This is a genomic window from Blastocatellia bacterium (assembly GCA_016713405.1).
In the GTDB taxonomy this organism is placed as follows: Bacteria; Acidobacteriota; Blastocatellia; order Chloracidobacteriales; family JADJPF01; genus JADJPF01.
Window position 1 is genome coordinate 17,360 of record JADJPF010000003.1, and the last position, 24,684, is coordinate 42,043.

Annotated in this window: 19 protein-coding genes and 2 pseudogenes; 5 read left to right on the forward strand and 16 right to left on the reverse strand. The window is 36.4% G+C overall.

What is annotated here, in order from left to right:
- The first annotated feature begins 10 nt into the window (after window positions 1-10).
- From IPK14_03400 to IPK14_03415, 4 genes and pseudogenes are all read left to right on the forward strand, one after another.
- Window positions 11-1,351 (forward strand): long-chain fatty acid--CoA ligase, encoded by a 1,341-nt coding sequence (locus IPK14_03400; protein ID MBK7992476.1) that lies wholly within the window; start codon window positions 11-13, stop codon window positions 1,349-1,351.
- Between the two features lie 134 nt (window positions 1,352-1,485).
- Window positions 1,486-3,748: pseudogene (locus IPK14_03405) on the forward strand (3-hydroxyacyl-CoA dehydrogenase/enoyl-CoA hydratase family protein).
- A 16-nt stretch (window positions 3,749-3,764) separates the two neighbouring features.
- A pseudogene (locus IPK14_03410) lies at window positions 3,765-4,946 on the forward strand (acetyl-CoA C-acyltransferase).
- A 44-nt stretch (window positions 4,947-4,990) separates the two neighbouring features.
- Window positions 4,991-6,769: an acyl-CoA dehydrogenase family protein gene (locus tag IPK14_03415; protein ID MBK7992477.1), complete on the forward strand. Its 1,779-nt coding sequence runs from the start codon at window positions 4,991-4,993 to the stop codon at window positions 6,767-6,769.
- A gap of 106 nt (window positions 6,770-6,875) precedes the next feature.
- Here the strand turns inward: IPK14_03415 and IPK14_03420 are convergent, their stop codons facing one another.
- The 6 genes from IPK14_03420 to IPK14_03445 form a co-directional block, all read right to left on the reverse strand.
- Window positions 6,876-8,471 (reverse strand): hypothetical protein, encoded by a 1,596-nt coding sequence (locus IPK14_03420; GenBank protein ID MBK7992478.1) that lies wholly within the window; start codon window positions 8,469-8,471, stop codon window positions 6,876-6,878.
- Between the two features lie 583 nt (window positions 8,472-9,054).
- Window positions 9,055-9,513, reverse strand: coding sequence for a hypothetical protein (locus IPK14_03425; protein ID MBK7992479.1), 459 nt, complete (start codon window positions 9,511-9,513; stop codon window positions 9,055-9,057).
- A 93-nt stretch (window positions 9,514-9,606) separates the two neighbouring features.
- Window positions 9,607-10,212, reverse strand: coding sequence for a uridine kinase (udk, locus tag IPK14_03430; protein MBK7992480.1), 606 nt, complete (start codon window positions 10,210-10,212; stop codon window positions 9,607-9,609).
- Window positions 10,213-10,312: 100 nt separating this feature from the next.
- Window positions 10,313-12,136, reverse strand: coding sequence for a hypothetical protein (locus tag IPK14_03435; protein MBK7992481.1), 1,824 nt, complete (start codon window positions 12,134-12,136; stop codon window positions 10,313-10,315).
- Window positions 12,137-12,148: 12 nt separating this feature from the next.
- Window positions 12,149-12,874, reverse strand: a complete 726-nt coding sequence (locus tag IPK14_03440; GenBank protein MBK7992482.1) for a hypothetical protein — start codon at window positions 12,872-12,874, stop codon at window positions 12,149-12,151.
- Between the two features lie 619 nt (window positions 12,875-13,493).
- Window positions 13,494-14,234 carry a hypothetical protein gene (locus tag IPK14_03445; GenBank protein MBK7992483.1) on the reverse strand — a complete coding sequence of 247 codons (741 nt, stop codon included), beginning with the start codon at window positions 14,232-14,234 and terminating at the stop codon, window positions 13,494-13,496.
- Between the two features lie 243 nt (window positions 14,235-14,477).
- Between IPK14_03445 and IPK14_03450 the strand changes: the two genes are divergently transcribed.
- Window positions 14,478-15,677: an ACT domain-containing protein gene (locus tag IPK14_03450; protein MBK7992484.1), complete on the forward strand. Its 1,200-nt coding sequence runs from the start codon at window positions 14,478-14,480 to the stop codon at window positions 15,675-15,677.
- Between the two features lie 76 nt (window positions 15,678-15,753).
- Here IPK14_03450 and IPK14_03455 read toward each other — a convergent pair whose 3' ends face one another.
- From IPK14_03455 to nrfD, 10 genes are read right to left on the reverse strand one after another with little or no spacing between them, the layout of a single operon-like run.
- Window positions 15,754-16,074, reverse strand: a complete 321-nt coding sequence (locus tag IPK14_03455; protein MBK7992485.1) for a cytochrome C oxidase subunit IV family protein — start codon at window positions 16,072-16,074, stop codon at window positions 15,754-15,756.
- A gap of 40 nt (window positions 16,075-16,114) precedes the next feature.
- Window positions 16,115-16,876 (reverse strand): cytochrome c oxidase subunit 3 family protein, encoded by a 762-nt coding sequence (locus tag IPK14_03460; protein ID MBK7992486.1) that lies wholly within the window; start codon window positions 16,874-16,876, stop codon window positions 16,115-16,117.
- Entirely contained in the window at window positions 16,863-18,530 is a 1,668-nt protein-coding gene (locus IPK14_03465) for a cbb3-type cytochrome c oxidase subunit I (GenBank protein ID MBK7992487.1), read from the reverse strand. The genes IPK14_03460 and IPK14_03465 overlap by 14 nt, the downstream gene beginning before the upstream one ends.
- Before the next feature lie 8 nt (window positions 18,531-18,538).
- Window positions 18,539-19,639 carry a cytochrome c oxidase subunit II gene (gene coxB / locus IPK14_03470; protein ID MBK7992488.1) on the reverse strand — a complete coding sequence of 367 codons (1,101 nt, stop codon included), beginning with the start codon at window positions 19,637-19,639 and terminating at the stop codon, window positions 18,539-18,541.
- Window positions 19,640-19,684: 45 nt separating this feature from the next.
- A complete protein-coding gene (locus IPK14_03475; GenBank protein MBK7992489.1) occupies window positions 19,685-20,494 on the reverse strand; it encodes an SCO family protein in 810 nt (269 codons plus the stop codon).
- A gap of 20 nt (window positions 20,495-20,514) precedes the next feature.
- Window positions 20,515-20,988 carry a hypothetical protein gene (locus IPK14_03480; protein ID MBK7992490.1) on the reverse strand — a complete coding sequence of 158 codons (474 nt, stop codon included), beginning with the start codon at window positions 20,986-20,988 and terminating at the stop codon, window positions 20,515-20,517.
- Window positions 20,975-22,060 carry a hypothetical protein gene (locus IPK14_03485; GenBank protein MBK7992491.1) on the reverse strand — a complete coding sequence of 362 codons (1,086 nt, stop codon included), beginning with the start codon at window positions 22,058-22,060 and terminating at the stop codon, window positions 20,975-20,977. Before IPK14_03485 ends, IPK14_03480 begins: the two co-directional genes overlap by 14 nt.
- Complete coding sequence (locus tag IPK14_03490; GenBank protein MBK7992492.1) at window positions 22,061-22,723, reverse strand: cytochrome c; 663 nt, start codon at window positions 22,721-22,723, stop codon at window positions 22,061-22,063. It abuts the gene before it with no gap.
- A gap of 31 nt (window positions 22,724-22,754) precedes the next feature.
- Complete coding sequence (locus IPK14_03495) at window positions 22,755-23,291, reverse strand: DUF3341 domain-containing protein (GenBank protein ID MBK7992493.1); 537 nt, start codon at window positions 23,289-23,291, stop codon at window positions 22,755-22,757.
- A 3-nt stretch (window positions 23,292-23,294) separates the two neighbouring features.
- Window positions 23,295-24,683: a polysulfide reductase NrfD gene (gene nrfD / locus IPK14_03500; protein ID MBK7992494.1), complete on the reverse strand. Its 1,389-nt coding sequence runs from the start codon at window positions 24,681-24,683 to the stop codon at window positions 23,295-23,297.
- Window position 24,684: the final 1 nt, after the last annotated feature.

Below are 24,684 nucleotides of genomic sequence, written 5' to 3' on the forward strand. Positions count from 1 at the left end.
CCTAGAAGAAATGGGTCAAACTCTCGATAAAGAACAACCTAAACTTTATGAACAAATAACTGGCAAAATACAAGCTAAAGATCTAGCAACATTAATTTATACATCTGGCACTACTGGCGAACCAAAAGGAGTAATTCTTACTCATTGGAATTTAACTTTTAATGTAATCAATACATCTGATGAAAGCTTAATTTTTTCCGATGAAGATTGCTCGCTTTCCTTCTTGCCTTTTTCACATGTTTTTGAACGCGCAGTTGTTTATAGCCTTATTTACCTTGGTATTCCTATGCACTTATCAGAAAGTATTGAAGCAGTTGGAGCAAACCTTTTAGAAGTACGCCCAACTATTATGACTAGTGTGCCAAGAATGTTTGAAAAAATAATGGGCAAAATTACTGAACAAGGTATGATGGCAGGCTTTCCTAAAGCTAATATTGTTCGCTGGGCAGTTGATATTGGCCGACAATGGGCGCGTCTTTATCACAAAGGTGATGACATACCATTAACACTAGATTTGCAGTACAAATTAGCTAAAGCTCTTTTCTATGACAAACTTTACCATGAAAAAATGGGGGGTCGTGTCCGTCTGTTTCTTTCAGGTGGTGCGCCGCTTGCAGACGATATTGCTTACTTTTTTTTAGCTATGAATATTACCATTCTGCAAGGCTATGGTCTTAGTGAAACATCTCCAGTAATTTCTATGAATTCTCCTAAAGAAAATCGTGTTGGCAGCGTAGGAAAAGTTGTTAAAAACGTAGAAGTTAAAATAGCTGAAGATGGCGAAATTCTGGTTCGTGGGCCAAATATTCTACAAGGCTATTACAATAAGCCTACAGAAACCGCTAATGCCTTTGAAGATGAATGGTTTAAGACTGGTGATATAGGTAAGTTTGACAAAGATGGATTTCTCTACATCACAGATCGTAAGAAAGAACTCTTAAAAACCAGTGGTGGTAAGTATTTAGCTCCTCAACCAATTGAAAGCGCGTTAAAAGGTAGCATCTACGTTTCTCAAGTAATGCTTGTAGGTGATAATCGCAAGTTTCCTTCCGTGCTAATTGTGCCTAATTGGGAAACAATGGAAAATTATGCTAAGGCTAATGGGATTTCCTATAGCTCGCGTAAAGAGCTTTGCACTAACGCAAAAATACTAGACATGATGCTAAAAGAAGTTACCCGACTTACACCAGATTTAGCACAGTATGAGAAGATTAAGAAAGTAGCTTTGATTGAAAATGAGTTTAGTATTGAAAATGGTGAACTTACACCAACGCTAAAAGTTAAACGCCGAATAATCGAAGAACATTATAAAGATGTTATAGAAAAGATGTATGAGGGTGGAAAAGATTAATGCTTAAGCGCGACGCTAAAAACTCTATTAGAATTATTCGTTGCTGCTTTTGCTGCAAATTTTGCTGCTGTGTAATCAGCAATAACTAGGGTGGGCGCGACTTGGATCGCGCCTATTTTATTTTTGGAGGATTAATGTCTTATAAGATTGAAAAAGTAGCTGTTTTAGGCGCGGGGGTGATGGGAGCCCAAATAGCCGCGCACTTTGTCAATGCTGGATATCAAGTAATGTTGCTAGATATTCTCCCACCAAATCTAGCTTCAGAACCTGCGCCAGCAAAATCATCAACTAAATCATCTGAATGGGGCTTAAAGGGTTGATATCAAACGTTCATTATTTGAAAAAATAGATAAACTACGTAAGACAGGCTCCATAATTACTTCTAATACTTCAGGCATTTCTATCCGTGCAATGGCTGAAGGTCGTAGCGAGGATTTCCGCAAACATTTCCTTGGCACACATTTCTTTAATCCTCCTCGATATATGAAATTACTTGAAATTATTACTACTCCTGATACTTGTCCTGATGTAACAGCATTTGTAGCTGATTTTTGTGACCGACGGCTAGGTAAAGGTATTGCCTATGCTAAAGATACACCTAATTTTATTGCTAACCGTATTGGTACATTTGGAATGATGTACTGTATGAAAGTAATGGTTGAAGAGGGCTATAGCGTTGAGGAAGTAGATAAATTAACTGGCCCGGCTGTAGGTCGTCCTAAAACCGCATCTTTCCGCACAGCCGATTTAGTTGGACTAGATACTTTTGCTATGGTTGCACAAAATGTTTATGCTGGTGCAGTTAATGACTTAAGACGGGATGTTTTCCAACTACCAGAATTTCTTACCAAAATGGTTGCAAATAAATGGTTAGGAAATAAAACTGGTCAAGGTTTTTATAAAAAAGTAAAAACTGCTGATGGTGGCTCTGAAATTTATTCTTTAGATATAAATACTATGGAATATAAGCCACAACAAAAAGTTAAACTTCCTGCTTTAGAAAACGCTAAATCCATAGAAAATCCTCGTGCTAGAATCAAAGCCTTGGTCTATTCTGATGATCGGGTTGGAAATTTCCTTTGGAAGACATTAAGCGAAACTTTAATTTATACAGCTAATTTAATTCCAGAAATTGCAGACGATTTTGTCGAAGTTGATAACGCTCTAAAATGGGGCTTTAATTGGGAATTAGGACTATTTGAAACTTGGGACGCAATTGGCGTTGAAAAATCTGTAGAAAAACTTCGTAGCGAAGGCCGCATAGTCCCAGCACTTGTAGAAAAACTTTTAGCTTCAGGTAAAAAATCTTTTTATGACTATAAAGAAGGCATTTCCTACCGCTTTGACCTAGAAACAAGCGACTACAAACAACAAGCTGAAAAACCTGGCATTATTATTCTTTCCTCATTAAAAGACCGTCAAAAAGTAGTCAAGAAAAATGCTGGTGCATCCCTTATTGATTTAGGTGATGGTGTAGCTTGTTTAGAATTTCATTCTAAGATGAATTCCGTAGGTGCTGACACAGTTTCAATGATGAATTTTGCAGTCAAAGAAGTAGCACAAAACTTTGAAGGCTTAGTAGTTGGCAACCAAGGCGATGTATTTTCTGCTGGTGCTAATTTAATGTTGCTGCTCTTGTCGGCTCAGGAACAAGAATGGGACGACATCGAACTAATGATTCGAGGCTTCCAAAACGCTAATATGGCGATGCGTTATGCTGAAAAACCTGTAGTAACAGCCCCCTTTGGCTTAACTTTGGGCGGTGGTTGCGAAATTAGCATGCATAGCACTCGTACACGTGCAGCATCAGAAACTTATATTGGACTAGTAGAAATTGGTGTAGGTTTAATACCTGCCGGTGGTGGCACTAAGGAAATGGCTGTAAGAGCTACCCAGTTGGCAGCAATGGAATCACCTGATGCCGATCCATTTAACTATATCAAAGAAGCTTTCCAAGCTATTGCAACAGCTAAAGTTGCTACTAGTGCAGTAGAAGCTAAAAAGCTAGGTCTACTACGTAGAACCGACCAAATTTCTATGAATAAAGACCGTCTAATTGATGATGCAAAACAAACTGTTTTAGCAATAGTTAAAGAAGGTTATCAACGTCCAAAACCACGCACAGATATTCCAGCACTTGGAGAAAGTGCTTTAGCAGCCTTAAAACTAGGTGTTCATTTAATGGTTAGAGGTGGTTTTGCTACTGAATATGAGGGAAATATTGCTCGTAAGATTGCCCGTATTCTTACTGGTGGTGATTTATCTCACAAGACCTTAGTATCTGAACAACATTTCCTAGATTTAGAACGTGAAGCATTCTTAAGCCTTTGTGGTGAGCGCAAAACCCAAGAAAGAATCCAATATATGCTTAAGACTGGCAAACCATTGAGAAATTAATAAGGAGAAAGAAATAATGAAAGACGCAGTAATTGTTGCAATTGCAAGATCAGCCGTTGGTAAAGCCTATAAAGGATCTTTAGCCAACAGTCGCCCTGATGATATGGCGGCATCTGTAATAAATGAAGTTCTCAACCGTGTGCCAGAACTAGACCATAAGGAAATTGAAGACGTAGTTTTAGGTTGTGCAATGCCTGAAGCTGAACAAGGAATGAATGTAGCTAGAATTGCTTCCTTACGTGCTGGGCTTCCTGTATCGCTATCAGCAATCACAGTTAATCGTTTTTGCGCTTCTGGTCTTCAATCCGTAGCACAAGCTTGTGAAAGAATCTTGATTGGTGGTGCTGATGTAATTTTAGCTGGTGGCACAGAAACAATGTCAATGATTCCAATGGGAGGACATAAGATTGTCCCTAACCCTTATTAAGTAGACAACTACCCTGATGCTTATCTTGGTATGGGTCTTACAGCAGAGCGTTTAGCTGCAAGATATGAAATTAGCCGCGAACAACAAGACGAGTTTTCCTATCAAAGCCACCAAAAAGCTATTGCAGCTATTGAGGCAGGTAGATTTAAGGATGAAGTTGCACCAATTAAAGTTAAACACGATTACTTTAATGCTAAAGGGAAAAAAGAAGTAAAAGAAGTTTCCTTTGAAATTGATGAAGGCCCTCGTAAAGATACAACTCAAGAAGCTTTAGGAAAGTTAAAACCAGCTTTTAAGGTTAATGGAACAGTGACGGCTGGAAATTCCTCTCAAATGTCTGATGGTGCAGCAATTGCACTACTTATGTCTGAACAAAAAGCTAGCCGCTTAGGACTTAAGCCTTTAGCTAGGTTTGTTGCTTATGCAACAGGTGGTGTAGAGCCTGAAGATATGGGAATTGGCCCGGTTGTTGCAATTCCTAAAGCATTAAAAATGGCTGGATTAAAGCTAGAAGACATTGATTTATTTGAACTTAACGAAGCTTTTGCGGCTCAAGCACTTTCCGTAATTAAAGCCGCAGAAATTGACCCAAATAAAGTTAATGTTAATGGCGGTGCAGTAGCATTAGGTCATCCTCTAGGTTGTACAGGAACAAAGCTACTTGCAACTTTAATTTATGAGCTTAAACGCCGTGGTGGTCGCTATGGCATGGTTACAATGTGTGTTGGTGGTGGCATGGGTGCTGCCGGTATTTTTGAAGTAAATAATTAATCTTTATCGAGTCTGGAAAGGAAGTTAGTTTTATGTCAACAGTAATGGCTAAAAAAGTAAGTAAAGTCAAGGGCGGTAGCTTTTTGACTGAAGAAAAAAAACCATCTGAAATCTTCACTCCAGAAGATTTTTCAGAAGAACAACGTGCGATTGCAAAAACAACTCGTGATTTTATAATGGGTGAAGTTTACCCAAACCGCAATGAAATCGAAAATAAAAACATGGATATGCTGACTTCACTGCTACGTAAGGCGGGAGAAATTGGACTACTATCCTTTGATATTCCAGAAAAATACGAAGGTTTAGGACTAGATAAAGTTTGCTCCATGTTAGTAGCAGAAAACTTAGCTCCCGGCGGTGGTTCTTTTGCTGTTTCTCATGGTGGTCATACCGGTATTGGCACTTGGCCCATTATCTACTTTGGTACAGAAGCACAAAAGAAACACTATTTACCAAAACTTGCTACAGGTGAATTATTAGCTGCTTATGCTTTAACAGAACCTCATTCCGGTTCAGACGCACTTGCAGCTAAAACTAGAGCCGTGCTTTCAGAAGATGGTAAATACTACACTCTTAATGGAACAAAGATGTGGATTACCAATGCTGGTTTTGCAGACGTTTTTGTAACTTTTGCTAAAGTTGATGGAGAAAAATTCTCTGGCTTTATTATAGAGAAATCCTTCCCTGGTGTTTCTACTGGCGGTGAAGAGCATAAAATGGGTATTAAAGGCTCATCCACTCGTACATTAGAGCTAAATGATGCAAAAGTGCCTGTAGAAAACCTACTAGGCGAAATTGGAAAGGGCCATCTTATTGCATTTAATGTATTAAATATGGGTAGATTTAAGCTAGGTGCTGGTTGTGTTGGTGGTGCAAAAGCAGCATTAAAAGACGCTATTGCTTATGCTAATGAACGTCATCAATTTAATAAACCTATTTCCTCATTTGGTGCTATTAAACAAAAATTAGCTGAAATGGCAATTCGTGCTTATGCAGTAGAAAGTGCTGTTTATCGTACTGCTGGACTAATTGACCAAGCCCTAGAAGGCGTTGATGCAGATGATAACGCTGGCATTTTGAAAGGTATTGAAGAATTTGCTATTGAATGCTCTGCAATGAAAGTCTATGGCACGGAAATGTTAGATTTTGTTGTAGATGAAATGGTTCAAGTCTATGGTGGTTATGGTTATTCTGAAGAATATCCAGCCGCAGTTGCTTATCGTGATTCTCGTATTAACCGTATTTTTGAAGGTACAAATGAAATTAATCGGTTGTTAATTCCTGGAATGCTTCTTAAAAAAGCTATGAAAGGCGAATTACCGATTATGGCAGCAGCAAAACAATTGATGGAAGAGCTACTTTCCTTCCCATCAATGGATGAGGACGAAGACGGCGTATTAGCAGAAGAACAAAAACTAGTTCGTAATGCTAAAAAAGTTGTTTTAATGGTTGCTGGTGCTGCGGCTCAAAAATATATGCAAACAATTTCTGATCAACAAGAATTGCTAATGGGTGTTGCAAACATTATTATGGAAACCTACGCTATGGAAAGTGCTTTACTACGTACACTTAAATATGTAGCAGCAAACAGCGAAGAAAAGGCAGACCTAAGAATTGAAGCAACACGCACATTTATTAGTGATGCAATGGATCGTATTGAAATAACTGCTCGTCCACTGCTTGCAGCAGTTGCTGAAGGCGATATGTTGAGAACTCAAATAGCAGCATTAAAACGCTTTACTCGTCATACTCCTCACAATACTATTGTGTCACGTCAAAGAATTGCTAATGCAATGATCGAAAGCGGCAAATATCTTTTCTAAGTTCTAAACTTTTAAGCAAAGAATTTAGCTAATTTTCAAAAAGGCTGATACTAAAATTTAGTACCAGCCTTTTTTATTTTATTAAGAGGGCATGTCTAACAAATCATTAAACTTGAGATAAGATTACTGGTCGCATATAGTAATTTATTAAGCCTATAGGCAACGTAGATATGCCTAAAGTAATAAGAGCGGTTTTTTGACGATCAGTAAAATTAATGCGAACATCTGATGCAAGTAAACCAGAAATCACATCATCATAATCGGCACTAACCTTTTTATAAAGAGTTAAAACATCTGGGATAATTGCTGGATTTTGGTTTAAGCCATTGATAGCAGTTTGTAGTTTTTCAATTGCACTTCTCACAGCAAAACGTACTTTAGGTGGTAAACTAGGATTACTATCTAAAGTAGTAAAGCCAAACAATAAGTTATTAAGATTAGCTAAGTAAGCAGCACGTGGGCCAGCATTAGCAGCAAAAAAGTCTTTTACTCTTTGAGCTACTACAGGATCATTATTAGCAATTTTTGCATACACACTTGAACCTATTCTCATAAAAGGAAATGGGCTAGGTACAGTGCTAAAACAAACTTGTGGAGGATTGGCATTAGTTGGAGGAAAATTAGCCCCAGTAAACAATAATGTCATAGTTTGATTTTCAAGTGGTACTATTACAGCTTGTAACCTGTCAGCAGAGTTTACTTGATATACAACATTACTTAAACTAAAAAGCTGTGGAAAACCAACAGCAGATAAATAACTTCTTAAACCTTGACCAAAAACTAAGCCTGGAGTTGCTTGAGCAGCACTAAGCGGGCTAGTAGGACTAAAAACTGGGAGTGGCCCTCTAGTTGATGGAGTTGGGTTATTAGTTCCATTTATTGGTAAACGGTTAAACATATAATTTGAATAACCTATTCCAAGTATGTTTAATGCTGTATTAAAAGCACTTTTACTACTACTAGAAGTTAAAGCACTAGAAGTTGATAATTGTCTTATTGCTGCTGCAACGATTCCATAAATAAGATCTGGGTCTGCTGGATTGGCATTAAAATCTGCTAATGTGCCATAAGCATTTGCTAAAGCTGCTATTGTGTTATCAATAATTTCATTTACCCCTATATCATCAGAGCTAGCAGAATTTCTTAAGCCATTTAACGCTCTAGCTAAATTAAGTAAATTAGCGGCATAGTTACCACGAGAAACTAGATCAACATTATAGAGCAGATCAATTGCAGCTTTTTGGTTATCAGTTAAAGCACGACTATTAGCAGCATAGGATAAAACACCTTGAGGATCCAAGACTACACGAGGAATTTCTGATGTAACTGTAGGGGGAAAAGGTGTTTGTAGGCCACCAGCATTAGGTACTCCATTAGGTGATTGACCTGGCAAACCTAAAAAAAGTGTCATATAGGCTGTTTTACTTTCACTAAAACGTATTTGTGAATATTGCAATCCTTGAGCAGAATTAACAGCTAAACTAATAAAATCATCTTGATAGCTAGCACTAGAAAGGCGAAATGTTTCACCAAGAAAATTCTTTAATGGTGTTTGAAATGCTCCTTTTGGATCAAGCACTGGTGGTAGTGTTGGTGAAGGTATTTCTTGAGCTAAATTGATGTTTACGCTCAACATAAGCATAATCATTATGTTAATAACTACTATAAATTTAGATATTTTTGATTTGCTACTTAAAAACATTTTGACTCCATAAATATACTTAATATCTGTGTCTTAAAAGATTCACAGTTATAGTATATCCATCATTACAGTACTACTAACAGTATAATAGTAATAATAATACTATACTCAAAAGCTAAAAATTTTTATCAAATAAAATAAAATGTTAAAAATTGGATATTTACCAACTTAAAAAATCAAAGTTCAACACTAAGTTTTTAATTAACAGTAAATTTTTAATTATATTTTGTTTTCAACTGGTATTTTATACTAGCAGTGATCTTGCGGGGCTTACTCTTAAGATAATACTAACTCAACAAAATACTTGAGTTAATTATTAATATAGCTTTAAGCTAGTTATTAAAAAGTAACAATGAATATCCTATAAATTCTCACTAATTGATTCTAATTAGGCAGTTAATAAAAGTAAACCATTCCAGGCGGAATAGTTGCTGGTTTATGCTTAAGTAAAGAGTTTTTCTATTTTTAGAATAAACAAATCAAATACATTACTAGGTTTTACCCTAATAATTATTTTTTATAATGTTTTAAGGTGTAAAATATTAATTTATTTGGAGGACAGCAAAAGAAAGTCAAAACTCTATTAAGTTTGCTCTGCACCATCTAGGATAGCTTGAATTTTTAAGCTATGACCAATTACTCCAACTGTACCGCCTCTTTTAATCAAGCATAAAGCAAACTTGTACATATCTTGAGATGAAGTTATGGCATTTAATTTGGCTTCTGCAAGACATTCTTGGATAACTAAATCTGCTTTTTCTTGTCCCAAAGCTTTTGTTAGTTTATTTTTTGTTTGTTTTAGCCTAGCTTCCATTATTTCTGACATCAAACTTTGGGTAAGTTTGTCAAATTCTTTACCTTTTTTAGCTAGAACTTGATTAAACCGAACTAAATCTTGAGAAGTATTAATTGAGGTAATATTTGCTTCTTTTAAGCATTCTTGAAATATTTTTCCTGCTTGTTGGGAACTATTTAGAAGTTTAGCCATACGGGATAAGATCTGTATTTCTAAAGGTTGTCCACCTGATATTGTTTGATCCATAATTTTGTTTTACCTCAAATTTACACTTCTTTAAACCTAGTAAATTTTTGTATTTTATTACAGCCGTTTTCTTTTTTGCCACAGCAATTAAGCTTAAATTAGCAAAGATTTTAACCAAGTGATCATTATTTTTATTACTATTTCATTATTTTGCTCACCTGAAATAATAAAGTCTGCATACTTTTGGCTAGGTTTTATTAACTGTTCATACATTGGTTTGACAGTTGTTAAATATTGATAAATTACAGACTCTTTATCTCTCCCACGTTCGGCAATATCGCGCTTTAAGCGGCGAATAAAGCGGATATCATCAGGAGTATCAACAAAAACTCTTACTTTCATTAACTCACGTAAGATTGAATTATGAAAAACAAGTAGTCCATCAAGTAAGATTATAGGTTTAGGTTGGACTGTGTAAAATTCTCCTGTTCGGGTATGCTCAGAAAAATCATAGATAGGTTGTTTGATTTCTTTACCTTCTAATAAGTTTTTAGTATGCTCAATCAGTAGTTCTAAATCTAAAGATTCTGGATGATCAAAATTTATTTTATGACGTTCACAAATAGATAAATGTCCTAAATCCAGGTAATAATTATCTTGTTGCAAATAAACAACATTTTCTTCGCCAACACCAGCAATAATTTTTTTAGCAATAGTTGTTTTTCCTGAAGCACTTCCCCCACAAATTCCCACTAACATTAAAATCAATCCTCCTACAAAGTCTGTTCTTAAAATGAAAAAGCACAAAGACTTATAAATCCTTGTGCTTAGTTAATAGCAAATTAAAGACAAAAACAAACTACTTTTGCCCTAATATGGTTAAAGTATATTGATCAGAATCTACACCAGCAGCAACACCTATAAAATATGTACCTGGTTGAAGTAGTCCTGTACCAATTAATTCTGAACCTGTAACAGTCAACCCAGTATTAAGAACAAAAGCACTATTGATAGATATACTTCCATTTTTAATACCTTTACTAAAAAGTATTACGTCTATATCACTACGTACATCAGCAGCTTCTAAGGAAATATATAAAGAGCTAGGAGACTTTAAGTCAATGCGATAAAGGTCTTGAACTGGTAATCTGTCCCCTTGTCCAAAATCAATAAATACTTTAGCTGGATCACTAGCAGCTATACGGCCTGTTATTATAGTTTCAGCACCAAGTTTTTGAGATTGTTTCTTAGAGTCATTTGGTTCTGATTCGCCACTAGAAGTAAGAGAAGCTAAACCAAAACCATTAAGAATAATGTCAATATTTGGAGTAATTGCACCAGCAACAACTTTTACAGGAGTAAAATCTTTTGGATTATCACTAGCAGCATTACCTTCATTTGCGCCATTGTAGTTTTCTGGAATAGCTAAATTAAGTTGTTCCTCCCTTGGCCCAACACTGGAACCACCTAAAAAGCTAGGGTTAATTCTTTCTACAGAAACTAAATAATCTCCCGGAGGTAGTCCAATAAATTGATAAGTGCCATTGTTATCAATAACTCCACTAACAAAACTAGTAGCTGTAATTAGTGGGTCAATTTCTGGTCGGTTTGTTGGTCGTTGAGGTGCGCCATCAGCATCAACAGGAACACTTCCACGATAAACATCTAGATTAGGATCTGGAGGATATTTACCCTGACTAACACGCCTTGCAACTACATTAAGCCCTGTTATAGAGAAGTCCTTGCTAGGAGTCCGTATTAAGACTTTTCCAGTAATTCCTCCTATCTGTGAGCCTGCTTCACTTGGTAAATAACCTGGTGCAGGATAAAGAGCCGACATTGCCACATTATCATCAAAACTTAGAGAGGCAATAAAACCACCTGAACTACGAAAACCTAAATTAGCAAGTCTGCTTGTACTTGGGCCACTAAATAAGAAAGGATAAACAGTTTCAATAAACGGGCCAAAAACATCAAAACGTTGAGACGAATTAGCAAAGCCATCTGGAAGAGTAGCAAAAGAGCTACTTGCAGCAATGCCGCCATTTAGTTGTGAATGATCAAGTGGGCCAGCAAAATGACCAAATTCATGTGTAAATACCCCAATAAAAGGAACTTTACCAATAGAATTAATTGCAGGGCCATTAAGCACTACAGCACCTTCAGCTAAAGCTAAAGTGGAAGAATCAGGACGGCTAAAAGCTAGAAAAGTAAAAAAGCCTAAAGTCCCGCCACCGCCAGTAATACCACCATCTGAGTCAAAAACAATTGGATTTTGAAGGGTTGGATTACGAGAACTTAAAACCATTCCCACATTATTACGATTAACATCAATAGGTGTGTTATCAACAGGGCTTTTAATTTGTCCAGCATTAACAAATTCTATTGTAGAAGTTGGGATATCGGTATAAAGCTTAAAGATACGATCTACAATTTTTACTGCTTCAGCATTTGAAAGTGGCCCTAGAGGGCCGCCATCTACACGATAAAGCACTTGACCCTGAGCATTTACTGTTGAACTTCCTATAGGGCCGCCTTTAGTTTCTTGTTTAGCCCAAATTACAGGTTTACCATTAGAAGCAACAAAGAGTGGGCCACCAGCATAAATATCAGTAATTTGACCTGCTACAAATAAAAACAACATTGCAAAACATAAATAAAAAACGCTTTTAAATACTTTCATTGTTCGCACCTCCTACTTTTCGGCTGCTACAATAGTGCGAACTAATCCAGTAAAATCACTTAATGGTAGCGCACCGGGTTTGCCAATTAGCAAAGCAAAGTTTTGATTACTAGATTTAGCAGCAACAATAGGTTGTTCTAAATCCCCATCTGGATAAATTACTTTAGCTTTATCAGCAGATTTTGTGTAATTATTGTATGGATTAGTAAATAACCCACGATTATTAATACTATTTTTAATTATTGTTTTTCCGCTAGAAGTACGAGTAACATAAAAAGCACCTTGGTAAAGGCCAACCGGATATGTTAAGTCTGCTAAATAATTAGGAATTAGCATAAGTAACATTTCTTCGCCAACTTGATAATAGCTCATGCCATGAACAATAAAGCTATCTGGGTCAGCAATTTTTCCACCTAACCCGCCAACCATCGGAACTAAATCTTTATTTTTAATAGATTTATTAAGCATACGAGGTTGATGACCTAGTTGCTTAAAAGTATAAGTTTTTGGAATATCACCTTTAATTTTTTCAGAAATACTAAAAGTGTAATAAGTAACAGGCATAACGCCTTGAGCAATCATTTCTTCTGTCTCTTTAACTTCTAAACATTTGCCAACAAAGACTTTATCTGATGTAGCAATCATTTCTTCCAAATTAAATTGCAGTACAGCATGATGAGCTTTAGTTGTTATTAGTTGGGAGCTAAAGATCACGGCTAATAACAGAGCCAAAATCATATATTTAAATTACTATCTGGAGATCTCCAGAAATTTAGAAAGGTTTTACCAAGTATGAAACACCAGCAATTATGCGTCAAGACTTAAGCTAATAATTTATAGCTTAAAAGGAAAATTAGTTTTGAGCATCAAACTGAACTCTTAAATAAGTGCGTCTCATAGACAAACTACAATTAATCAAAAGTAAATTGATAATATCATTTAATACAGCGTAAATTAAGTAGGTTAATATTTTTTCAATTTCTTAAGTCACGCGCGTGACAAAATAATTGTAGCATAGGGTTGAAACCCTAAGAAATAATAGTTAAGTCCTGAAAGGGCGTGCATAGTCTTTTCTTGCTATTAAAAAACTATGCCCGCCCCGTTGGGCTTTGGAAGACACTTAATTATTAGGGCTTATGCCCTACACTACATATCTATCGTCCCGTTGGGGCTTAAGATTTAAGAATTTAAGATTACTTAGTTTACGCTGTGGTTAGTACACTGTAAATAAAATTGCAAGGACTTCATTTTGTGCTACTAGCAAATAATAGTTTAAAGGTTCTATTTGTTGGTATTCTTTAAATTTGCCTTTATTTAAATTTGTCTGCCTAACTAATACTACAAAATATTTACATCATTATTTTAACTTAGACACTTGTTGTCTAGTTTGATCTACTAGGCGGGTATTTTCTTGCCAAATCCAAGCAATTACTTTTTCAATAGGGTAATACTGACCTTTTTCTTTCCAAGTAACTTGTTTTATTTGTGGGTACAGTTCAAACACAGGCTTCATCTGTTCGCTATAATCATAAACATATTTATGTTGCTCTAGCCCAACTCTTAATGACCAAATAGGAGTAACTGTTTCATAGCCACGAATTATTGCTTTTATTGACTTAACCAATTCACTTTGATTATTTTTTTCATATTTTGTAAGAAAAGTATCTATAGCCCTCTTTGTTTCATCAACCTTTGGTTGGTATTGGCTAAAAGTTATCCCGCTAGTAGCTGCTGATAAAGATGTTAGCGATTGTAAGGCTGTGTTGGCATCACTAATAAATTGAGGATCTATTTTAGCTGGTATCTCACCAACACCAACATTTAAGCTAGCGACTTCTTGTAAAGAAGAAGTAACGACCAAACCATTGCCAGCATCAACTACTACCTGACTCATAGTTATATTAATTAGTCGTCCAGCTACTTCACGTCCATTGGTATAGCGAACACGAACTTGAATTTGTGAATTATTTACAGCAGGTTTAGCTACTTCTGTTGTTTCTTTAGTGTTAGAGCGTTTTTTCTTTTTTTGAGGGGTTACGGCTGATGCTAAAGAAACGCAAACTATCAAGACAAGAAATAATAAGCTAGCCTTTTTCATAATTTTTACCTTACGCCTTAGAAATAAAATAATTTTGTATAATTTGAGGATAGAAATTATATTATATTTGCCAGCGATAAAATTTTAAGCAAAAATTTTTATTTTTTTTGCAGTTTTACCCCAAAATAGAAAATTTATACTTAAATAAAACCTTTCTTTCTCCAAATCTAGCTTTGATAGCCAAAAACTTATTATAAAATGACTGCCACCTTAAAGATAAAGAAGACAAACAGGAGGCCGTGTATGACTAGAATTCTGCTTGCAGATAAACTTCACTCGTCTTGTATTTCAGCATTACAACAAATTAATTCTTTAGAAGTAGTTAATAAGCCTGATTTAAGTGCAGACACTTTGCCCGAAGCATTAGAAGGCATAGATATTTTAGTAGTTCGTAGCACTAAAGTAACAACTAAGGCTTTAGAAGCCGCTAAATCCTTAAGTTTAATTATTCGTGCTGGTGCAGGAACTAACACAATAGATGTAAAAGGAGCTTCTAGGCGAGGTATTTATGTAACAAATTGTCCTGGTAAAAACGCTGCGGCAGTCGCAGAACTAGCCCTAGGGCTAATGTTAGCCATTGACCGGCGCATTCCAGATAATGTTATTGAAATGCGCCAAGGCAAGTGGAATAAAAAGAAATTCTCTAAAGCAAATGGCTTAAAAGGCCGGACTCTTGGCATTATTGGCCTTGGTCAAATTGGACAGGACGTAATTACTCGTAGTCAATCTTTTGGAATGGAAGTTATTGGATGGTCGCGCTCTTTAACTCCAGAAAAAGCAGAAGAGCTTAACATAAAATTTGCGGCTACACCTTTAGAAGTTGCTGCTAGTGCAGATATTGTTTCTGTGCATTTAGCTCTTGCTGATGGCACTAAAAACTTAATCAACAGAGAATTTTTAGCTGCAATGAAAAAAGGAGCTATTTTTATCAACACATCTCGCGGTGAAGTAGTAGATGAAGAAGCCCTAGCCGAAGAATTAGCAGCAGGCAGGCTTTTTGCTGGCTTAGATGTTTTTGCTCAAGAGCCTGCTGGCGGTGAGGCTCAAATAAGTTTTCCAATTTCTACTTCCGCTAATCTTTATGGTACACACCACATTGGAGCATCAACCGATCAAGCAGAAAGTGAAACAGGCGATGAAGTAGTCCGCATAGTCAAATGTTTTCTAAATGGTGAAGAAATTCCTAATTGTGTTAACTTACGTCGTGGCTCTAGTGCAAGTTATGGAATAGTAGTAAGACATGAAGACCGTGTAGGAGTTTTAGCAGCAGTATTTGGGGTATTAAAAGAACATGGTTGTAATGTTCAGGAAATGCAAAACCAAATTTTTGAAGGTGCTGTTGCTGCCTGCGCCAAAATTATGCTAGACGCACCTGCTCCACAAGAAGCACTAAATTTAATTAAAGAATGTGATGGTGTTTTATATGTCGCTACAGTAGGATAAAAATTCTATACAAAACAAAATAGCCGTCATTACCAAAAAGCAATAACGGCTATTTTATTTTGTTTTTGAAAACTGATTAAAAGAAAATACGTTGTTGGATGTCCCAATGTCTTGTTACGTAATCACCTAATGTTATAAGTAACATCAAAGCTAGCCAGCCAAAACTACCTACAACAACTACCCATAAAAGACGGGTGCTATAGAAAATGTGCATAAAAAATAACACTACCAATGTGGCTTTGGTGACGGCTATGCCCATAGCTACAAAGTTACTTGCTATGCCTAAATCAATAAAGGCTACATAGTAAGTTAGCACTGTAAAAACTAGTAATGCGCCTAGAATAGCAGCATAAGTTGTTGGTGAAACAATATGATGTTCAGCGTGTTTTTCAGACATAAAATTTTACCTTTCACCTATTATCATCAAGCTTCAAGTATTAATGATGATGACGGCCAATTAAATAAAGAAGTGGGAATAAGAAAATCCAAACTATATCAACAAAGTGCCAATAAAGTCCGACTAGTTCCACCGGAGAATTATATTCTTTAGAAAATGTATTTTTTGCAGATAAACCTATTAACCAAATAAGTAGACCTGCGCCAATAATCATGTGGAATGCGTGAAGACCAGTCATAGCAAAATAGAGAGAGAAAAATATTTGTATCTCTCTTAAAGGCTTTTTATCACCTGTTTCTGAATGGCTGCTTTCACCATGACTGCTGCTAGAAGCACCATGTTCAATGGCTGCACCTGTTTTTGGGTCATGGTGTGAGGCAAAATCAAAATGTCTGCCCGGCACTAACCCATGTTCAAATTTATCTTTATATTCAAAATACTTAACGCCCAAGAATGTACCACCAAGTATTAGGGTTAAGATTAGAAAAGCAATTAAATTTGTTTTCTTGCCAACTTGCGCACTATAAACAGACATCGCCATAGTAAAACTGCTTATAATCAGTACAAATGTATTGCCTAGACCCATTTTTACATCTAGGGCATTACTTGCAATGGCAAAAGCATCTGGATAAGTAGAGCGATATATTACATAGGCTAAAAATAAGCCTCCAAAAAACATAATTTCTGTAGCTAAGAAGACCCACATGGCAAGCCATGTGGTATCTTTTTGTTGATCTAAATCTTGGAAATGGTGGGCTAAAGCTGGATGATGTCCTGCTGCGTGATCACTATGCACGGGCATTTACCTCCTTAGATAGTTCTTGAGGAAAGTCTTTGATGAAATCTCGATTAGCATAATTATATGGGTCTTCTGTTACAATAGGAGTTTCATGGAAATTCTCAACTATAGGTGGGGAAGAAGCTTTCTCCCATTCAAGACCAGTTGCTTTCCAAGGATTAGAATTAACAGCTTTACCATAGAATAATGACCAAACCATATAAACTACACCTAATGTAAAGCCTAAGCCTAAAACAGAACCACCAGCCGTTGACATAATGTTAAGTAGTTGAAACTCATCTGTATAACTAGCATAACGACGAGGCATGCCTAGATAACCTAAAACAAACTGTGGAAAGAATGTTAGGTTAAAACCAGAGAAAACTAAAATCATTGCAAACTTAGCAATACTTTCTGGATACATTTTGCCTGTCATTTTAGGCCACCAGAAATGTATTCCAGCCATAAATGCCATTACAAGACCGCCTACCATTACATAATGGAAGTGTGCAACAACAAAATAAGTATCATGGACGTGAACGTCAAAACCTAAAGCAGATAGGAATAATCCTGTCAAACCACCAATTAAAAACAAGCCTTGGAAACCAAAAACATAAAGCATTGGGGTGTCATAGGAAATCGAACCCTTATACATTGTTGCAGTCCAGTTAAATACTTTAATAGCTGAGAAAATACCTACTAAGTAGCTTAATATTGAAAATATCAAGGCTGAGTATACTGATTGACCAGCAACAATCATATGGTGGCCCCATACGACAAAGCTAAATATAACAAAACCAACATTAGCAAAGGCAATTGCACGATAACCAAATATGCTTCTACGAGAAAAACATGTTACTACTTCATTAATTACACCCATACCTGGCACAATCATAATATAAACGGCTGGGTGGGAATAAAACCAAAATAGGTGTTGAAATAGTACAGGATCACCACCTAAAGCAGGGTCAAAAATTCCAAGCTTAAATATCTTTTCAAGTCCTGCCATCATTAGGGTTACAGCAATTACAGGTGTTCCTAGAATTTGAATAATGCTAGTAGCATAAAGTGACCAAACCATTAAAGGCAACCTAAACCAAGTTAGCCCTGGCGCACGCATACGATGAATCGTCACCATAAAGTTTAGCCCTGTTAAAATCGAAGAAAAGCCAGTAATAAAGAGACCTAAGACAACAGGGACTACATGTGTTTGGGATGAAGAAGTACTATAGGGAGTGTAAAAAGTCCAGCCTGTATCAACCCCACCAGCTACTATGGTGTAAATAGTAAACGTTGCACCAGCTATATACACATACCAACTAAGTAAATTCAGCTTAGGAAAGGCAACATCCTTTGCTCCTAGCATCAAAGGCAAAAGGAAATTACCCAAAACCGCCGGCACAGCAGGAATAATAAAGAAAAATACCATCACTATACCGTGCATAGTAAAGAGCTTGTTATAGTTATCAGGCTCAAAAAGGTCTGAAGCTGGGGTCATCAACTCTAAGCGCATTAAAGCTGCAAAGATTCCCCCAATAAAAAACATTGCGGTGATGGAAGCAAGGTAAAGCCAGGCTATTCTTTTATGATCATAGGTTAAAAACCAGGACTGAAGGCTATAGCCGGCAGTTAAATAGTTTTCTTGTTCCTGTTGTTGCGGTACAGTTGTAACACTCATATGCGTTCCTATTTTTTAGCTGGCTCAGTTTTTGCGCCAGATGGGTTGTTTTCTGTTTTTGGTTTTTGATCCCCTGTAGATTTTGTTGGTTGATTTGCTGTTGCTGTTGGATTTACAGCTACTGTGCTAGTTGTTGGTGCTGTTGTCACCGCTTTATTAGGAGTATTGCTAGTAACAACAGGGGTTAAAGTTCTCATATAAGAAATTAACTGTAGTATTTGCTCTTCCGTAATTAAGCCTTTATAAGTTGGCATATTGCTAGGAAAGCCTTCTACAACTTTAGCATTAGGATCTAGTAAGGATTCTCGTAGATATCGTTCATCTGCCGTTAAGGAGTTACCATTGTCTAAACGGACTTGTTTACCATAAATACCTTCTAAATTTGGCCCCTTAGTTGCGGATTGTGGGCTATGGCAACTAACACATCCTAGGGTTTTGAAAAGTTTTTGACCAGCTTCCGTCAAAGAAGCATCATTGCTATTACTTAACCAATTTTCATAGTCTTTTTGTTCCATCACTATTATAGAACCAATCATACCAGAGTGTTTAGTTCCACAATATTCAGCACAAAATAGATGATATTTTCCCGGTTTAGTGGCTTCAAACCACATTTTTGAATAGCTACCAGGGATCACATCAGCTTTGATGCGAAAAGCAGGTATATAAAAGCTATGAAGAACATCCTCAGAAGTCATAGTCAATCTAACCGCTTTACCAACAGGAACATGCAATTCATTTATTTCACGATGTCCATTGATATGTTGCATTTTCCACATCCACTGTTTACCAGTAACATAGATATCCATAGCCTCTTTAGGTGGGGAAGCCATCTTGAAAAAGATTATTGCTCCCCAAAAAAACATCACAAAAGAAATACCTAAAGGTATAACAATCCAAGTTATTTCTAGTAAAAGGTTAGAGACAGTCATAGGTGGACAGTCAGCATCAGAGCGACGACGATACTTAATCGCAAAAAATGCTATTAAACCTGAAACTAATACTGTAAAAAATGCTGAGACTACCGTTAAAAACAAGTAAAGTAAATCTACTTGTAATGCAAAGGTGGAAGCCTGTTCTGGAAGAAATGGTACACCCGAACTTAACTGCATAATTTAACCTTACCTTTAATTATTTATCAGAAACTTAGGTTAATCTTAATTTGGCTGTAACTTTTTTTTCTTACGATCATTTCGTATTGTATTAATAATGAAAGCAGCAATAATAATTACTGTAATTGTTCCAGCCAAACGTACTACATTCATTACTGCGGCACCATATTTGCCAGTTTTAGGATCATAGTGGTAACACATCAGTAAAAGTTGATCTACAGGTGAGCCAATTTTATTTTCTGATGCTTCAACTAAACCTAATCTTAGATCTCGTGGAGGATATTCAACTCCATAAAAATAGCGGGAGGTTTTTCCCTCTGGAGTTAGAACAATTACTCCGCTAGCATGTGCAAAAAGATCTTTTTCTGCATCATAAACATATCGAAATCCAACTGTTTGAGTTAAAGTTTTTATTGAACTTTCTTCACCCGTTAAAAAATGCCACCCCGCTTCTGTTCCTTTAGTGACATATCGTTCTAGGTAACTTCTCTTTTTTCCTGTAGCTAATTCAGGAGTTTCTCTTGGATCAAAACTAACTACTAAAACATCAAACTCTTTTCCTACAGTAAAAGAAAGAGTATTTAAGGATTGAATCAGTCCATTAAGTACCAAAGAACATAACATTGGGCAGTTATAGTAAATTAAGGCTAATACTACTGGTTTCTTACCAAAATAATTTTGTAGCGTAACATTCTGCCCATTCTCATCACGAAAAACCAATTCCAAAGGAAGTTGCTGATTAAGACGCTGGTCAATACCAATATCATTTAATACTGGTGGACGTGTATTAGGAACAGCTTGAGGCAACTCTGGCTTTGTTACTTGTGCTGGCACAGAAAGAGCTAGCATCAGCATAAGTATTACAGCTAGCAACCTCATCTTAATCTCCTCTCAAAAATCTGCCCACTACTTTGATCTGAAGGCATTTTTTCTGCTTTATCCAGAAAGTTTTGAGCTTCATTTTCTGGTCTTGTTTCAACTCCTTTTTGAACTAATTTATCTATTGCTTGTTCAATAGGAAGTTTTTCAATACTTGCATCACCTTCTTTAAGAATTTTCTCTTCTTTAGCTCTAAACTTTTTTAAGTCTCCCGCCTGACTAGCATTTGTTTGGAGTATAGGTTTTGGTGGCAAATTAGATCTTTGTTGATACATAGTGTTAAGGGGAGGATTATTTTTATCTTCCCACCAGGCTAAAGCCTCAAATAAGCCTACTGTAGCAATATAGATAACTACTGTAGTAACAATTAGAACAACACTAAATTTAACTATTGCACTAACATCAATATCTTTATCCTCTAAATCCATACGAGGATATTTTTTGTGTCCAGTATCATCAGTGTTTGCCATGAGCTACTGCCTCCGGTTGAATATAAGGATCACGTAATGGTATTAAAGGATTACCTGATAGAAGTTTAAAGAATGCTCCTAACCAAATAGCTCCGATAACTCCAGTAGATACTAGTGTAAAAATAATAGAATTAATTGAAATAACTCCATTATTAAATTGAGGGAAAACTAGCCAAAATAGATCTACTAGGTGCATAAGTAAGAGTCCAGCAGCAATAGTAGCTAGCATAGTTGGTTTCTTTTTCAAGGATCTTGAAAGCAAAATCAAGAAAGGAACAGCAAAATGTAAAACTACTAAAGCAGGGCCAACATATTGCCAACCACCAGTTCTACGGCGAATATACCAAATAATTTCTTCTGGTAAGTTAGCAGACCACATAATTAAAAGTTGTGAGAGGTTGAAATAAGCCCAAAGCATTACACAAGCAAGAAGTAATTTCCCTAGATCATGAAAGTGTTTAGGAGTAATTTTACCTTTTGCACCTTCTCGATCAGATATTCGAGAAAGCATAATTATCATAAAAGAAAAAGAACTTAGTAAACATCCTCCAATAACTAAAATGCCAAAAATGGTAGAAAACCAATGTGGATCTAGTGACATTATCCAGTCTACTGAAGCAAAGGTTACTGTTAAAGCAGAGATTAGTAGTCCTGGGCCACTTATATTTCGGCACTTTTGAGCAACATCTATAGCTTGGTCTACTGTAGTGGTTTTATCTTGTTCAACAGAAAACTTACTTAAAAGAAAAGCAATTGCTGACCAAATAACAAAGTAAATAACGGCTCTAACAGAAAAGAAAGTAGTATTAAGGTAATATTGTGTTTTAGTACCTAAGGTTTTAATTTCTTCTTCATGTGTCCAAGGAAAAATATTATGGGAAAAAATTATAATTGGGATAAATAGGACAAACATTAATGGTAATGTTTTAGCAGCAGCTTCTAGCAACCGACGTATACCGTGGCCCCAATTGCCACCTGTTAGGTGTTGAATCATTAAAATTCCTAATGATCCAATAGTAATTGTCACCCAAAAAAGATATCCGACTAAATAAGATGGAAAGAAGTCACTCATTTATTTGTGTCCTCCTGAATTATCTTTATTTTCTGTTTTTGGAGCATCAGTATTAGTAGGAGAACTTTGCTTTTTGGGGTCAACTACACCACTTGGAGTAAAGTCTGTCATTGTATCTACTGGTAGTGGATCAGTAGTACTTGTTTGGCTAGCTTGTAAAGCTCGAATATAAGCAATTATTGCCCATCGATCCCGAACATTTACTTGAGCAGAATAACCAGCCATTGCTCCATATCCATTACTAATAACATCAAAGTAATAGCCTACAGATTGATTACGCAGGCGTTCTTCATAAAGTGAAGCAGCCTTTTTAAAGCCTCTTTGTACAATCATTCCATTACCGCTGCCTAATTGACCATGACAAGGAGCGCAATAAATATTAAAGCGTTCTTGACCACGTTTTACTACTGTTTTATCTACAGCAAAAGGAAATGTAGCTACAAATTGACCATCTTTTTTACCTGTGTAAAGGTGGACATCATCTCTTAGTTGTCCCCTAGCTACTGTACCAGCAACTAGTTGACGAGAAGCTTGTCCATCAGAGAAAAAGTTACTTTCCTGTAGTGGTCTGTAAGCTGGTTGATCGGCCATATCTTGGCGACAAGCATTAAATAGAAATAGGCCACAAAAAATAGCTAAAATACAGAGTTTTATTCTTGTCATATTTTCTGTACTCTTTCTGTGCTGTGAAAATTTAGGGTTCAACTTCTGTCACCTCCACTGCACCAAGACTTTTTAAGAATTCTGCTGTGGCTTTACGGTCAAATTTTGGATCTTCAGCTTCAATACAAATAAAGAATTTATCATCTGAAGCCAGTTCAAATCTTTTTGAGTTAAAAACTGGATGATAAGGTTGTGGAAGTCCATTTAAGGCTAGCATACTAATCACACCAGAGAATGCACCAAAAAGAACCGTTGTTTCAAAAGTAATTGGGATAAAAGAAACCCAGCTATGTAAAGGACGACCACCTATATTAATTGGATAATCAATTACCGAGGTAAAATACTGCAAAGCATAACCTAAGCAACCGCCAATTATTCCACCTATCAATACAATATATTGTATTTTGGAATGAAAGCCTATGGCCTCACCTAATTCTTCTATAGGATAAGGAGAATAGGCATCCATTTTCCTATAACCTTGTTTGTGAACTGCTGATGCAGCATCAACTACAGTTTGTGGATTATCAAACTCTGCCATCAGTCCATAAATTTTTGCTTTTTCTTTCATAAGTTATTCCTCGTGATGGTGAACTTTTGATTCTGGCAGTAATGTCTTAATTTCAAACATAGGAATCATCGGCAAGAACCGGACAAATAAGATCATTAGCATAAGGAAGAATCCCATTGTTCCTATATACATTCCCCAGTCCCAAATAGTAGGCCAATAAATACCCCAAGATGAAGGTAAGAAATCACGATGTAAGCTAGTAACAACAATTACAAATCGTTCAAGCCACATACCAACGTTAACTATTAAAGAGATGACCCATAAAACAATAATATTTTGTCTAACTTTTTTAATCCAAAGAATTTGTGGCACTACGCCATTACAAAATATTAATGCCCAATAAGCCCAAGCATAAGGCCCGGTCATACGGTTATACATCATAAAGCTTTCGTATTTATTGCCACTGTACCAGGCCATAAAAGCTTCCATGTTATAGCCATAAAAAACTATCAATCCTGTTGCAAGCATAACTTTAGCCATATTTTCCACATGGCGCATAGTTACAAAGTCTTGAAGTCTAAATAATGCACGTACAGGTAGCATAAGTGTTAGCACCATAGCAAAACCCGAATAAACCGCACCTGCAACAAAGTAAGGAGGAAATATAGTTGCGTGCCAACCTGGTATTACTGAAACTGCGAAGTCAAAACTTACAATTGTGTGTACTGAAACAACTAGAGGGGTAGCAAGTCCTGCTAAAAGGTTATAAATAGTTTCATAACGGATCCAGTGACGAGCAGAACCACGCCAACCCATACACATCATGCCAAAAATAACCTTTACTACTTTATTTTTAGCTCTATCTCTCATTGTTGCAAGGTCTGGAATTAGACCAACATACCAAAACAGCAAGGAAACGCTACCATAGGTAGAAACTGCAAAAACGTCCCACATCAGCGGGCTACGAAATTGCGGCCATAATGCCATAGTATTAGGGATTGGAAATAGCCAGTAAGCAGCAAACCATGGTCGTCCTGTATGAAGCAAGGGGAACATACCAGCACAGGCTACAGCAAAAAGCGTCATTGCTTCAGCAAATCGGTTAATAGAGGTACGCCATTTTTGGCCCATCAATAATAAAATAGCTGATATTAAGGTGCCTGCATGACCAATACCAATCCACCAAACAAAGTTGATGATTGCAAAACCCCAACCAACAGGAGCGTTTAACCCCCAAACACCTACGCCACGAGCTAAAAGCATTGTGACAGAAGCCATAAGGATATTAACGATTATGAAAGCAACCCCTAAACCAACAAACAAGGAAATAGGAGTGTAGCGAGTTAAAACTATAGAACTAATTTTTTCTGTAATTGTACCAAAATTGTGTCCTGGGCCAAGCACAGGAATAACATCTTTAAGTACTGGTTCACTTGAGCTTTTTGCTTCCATA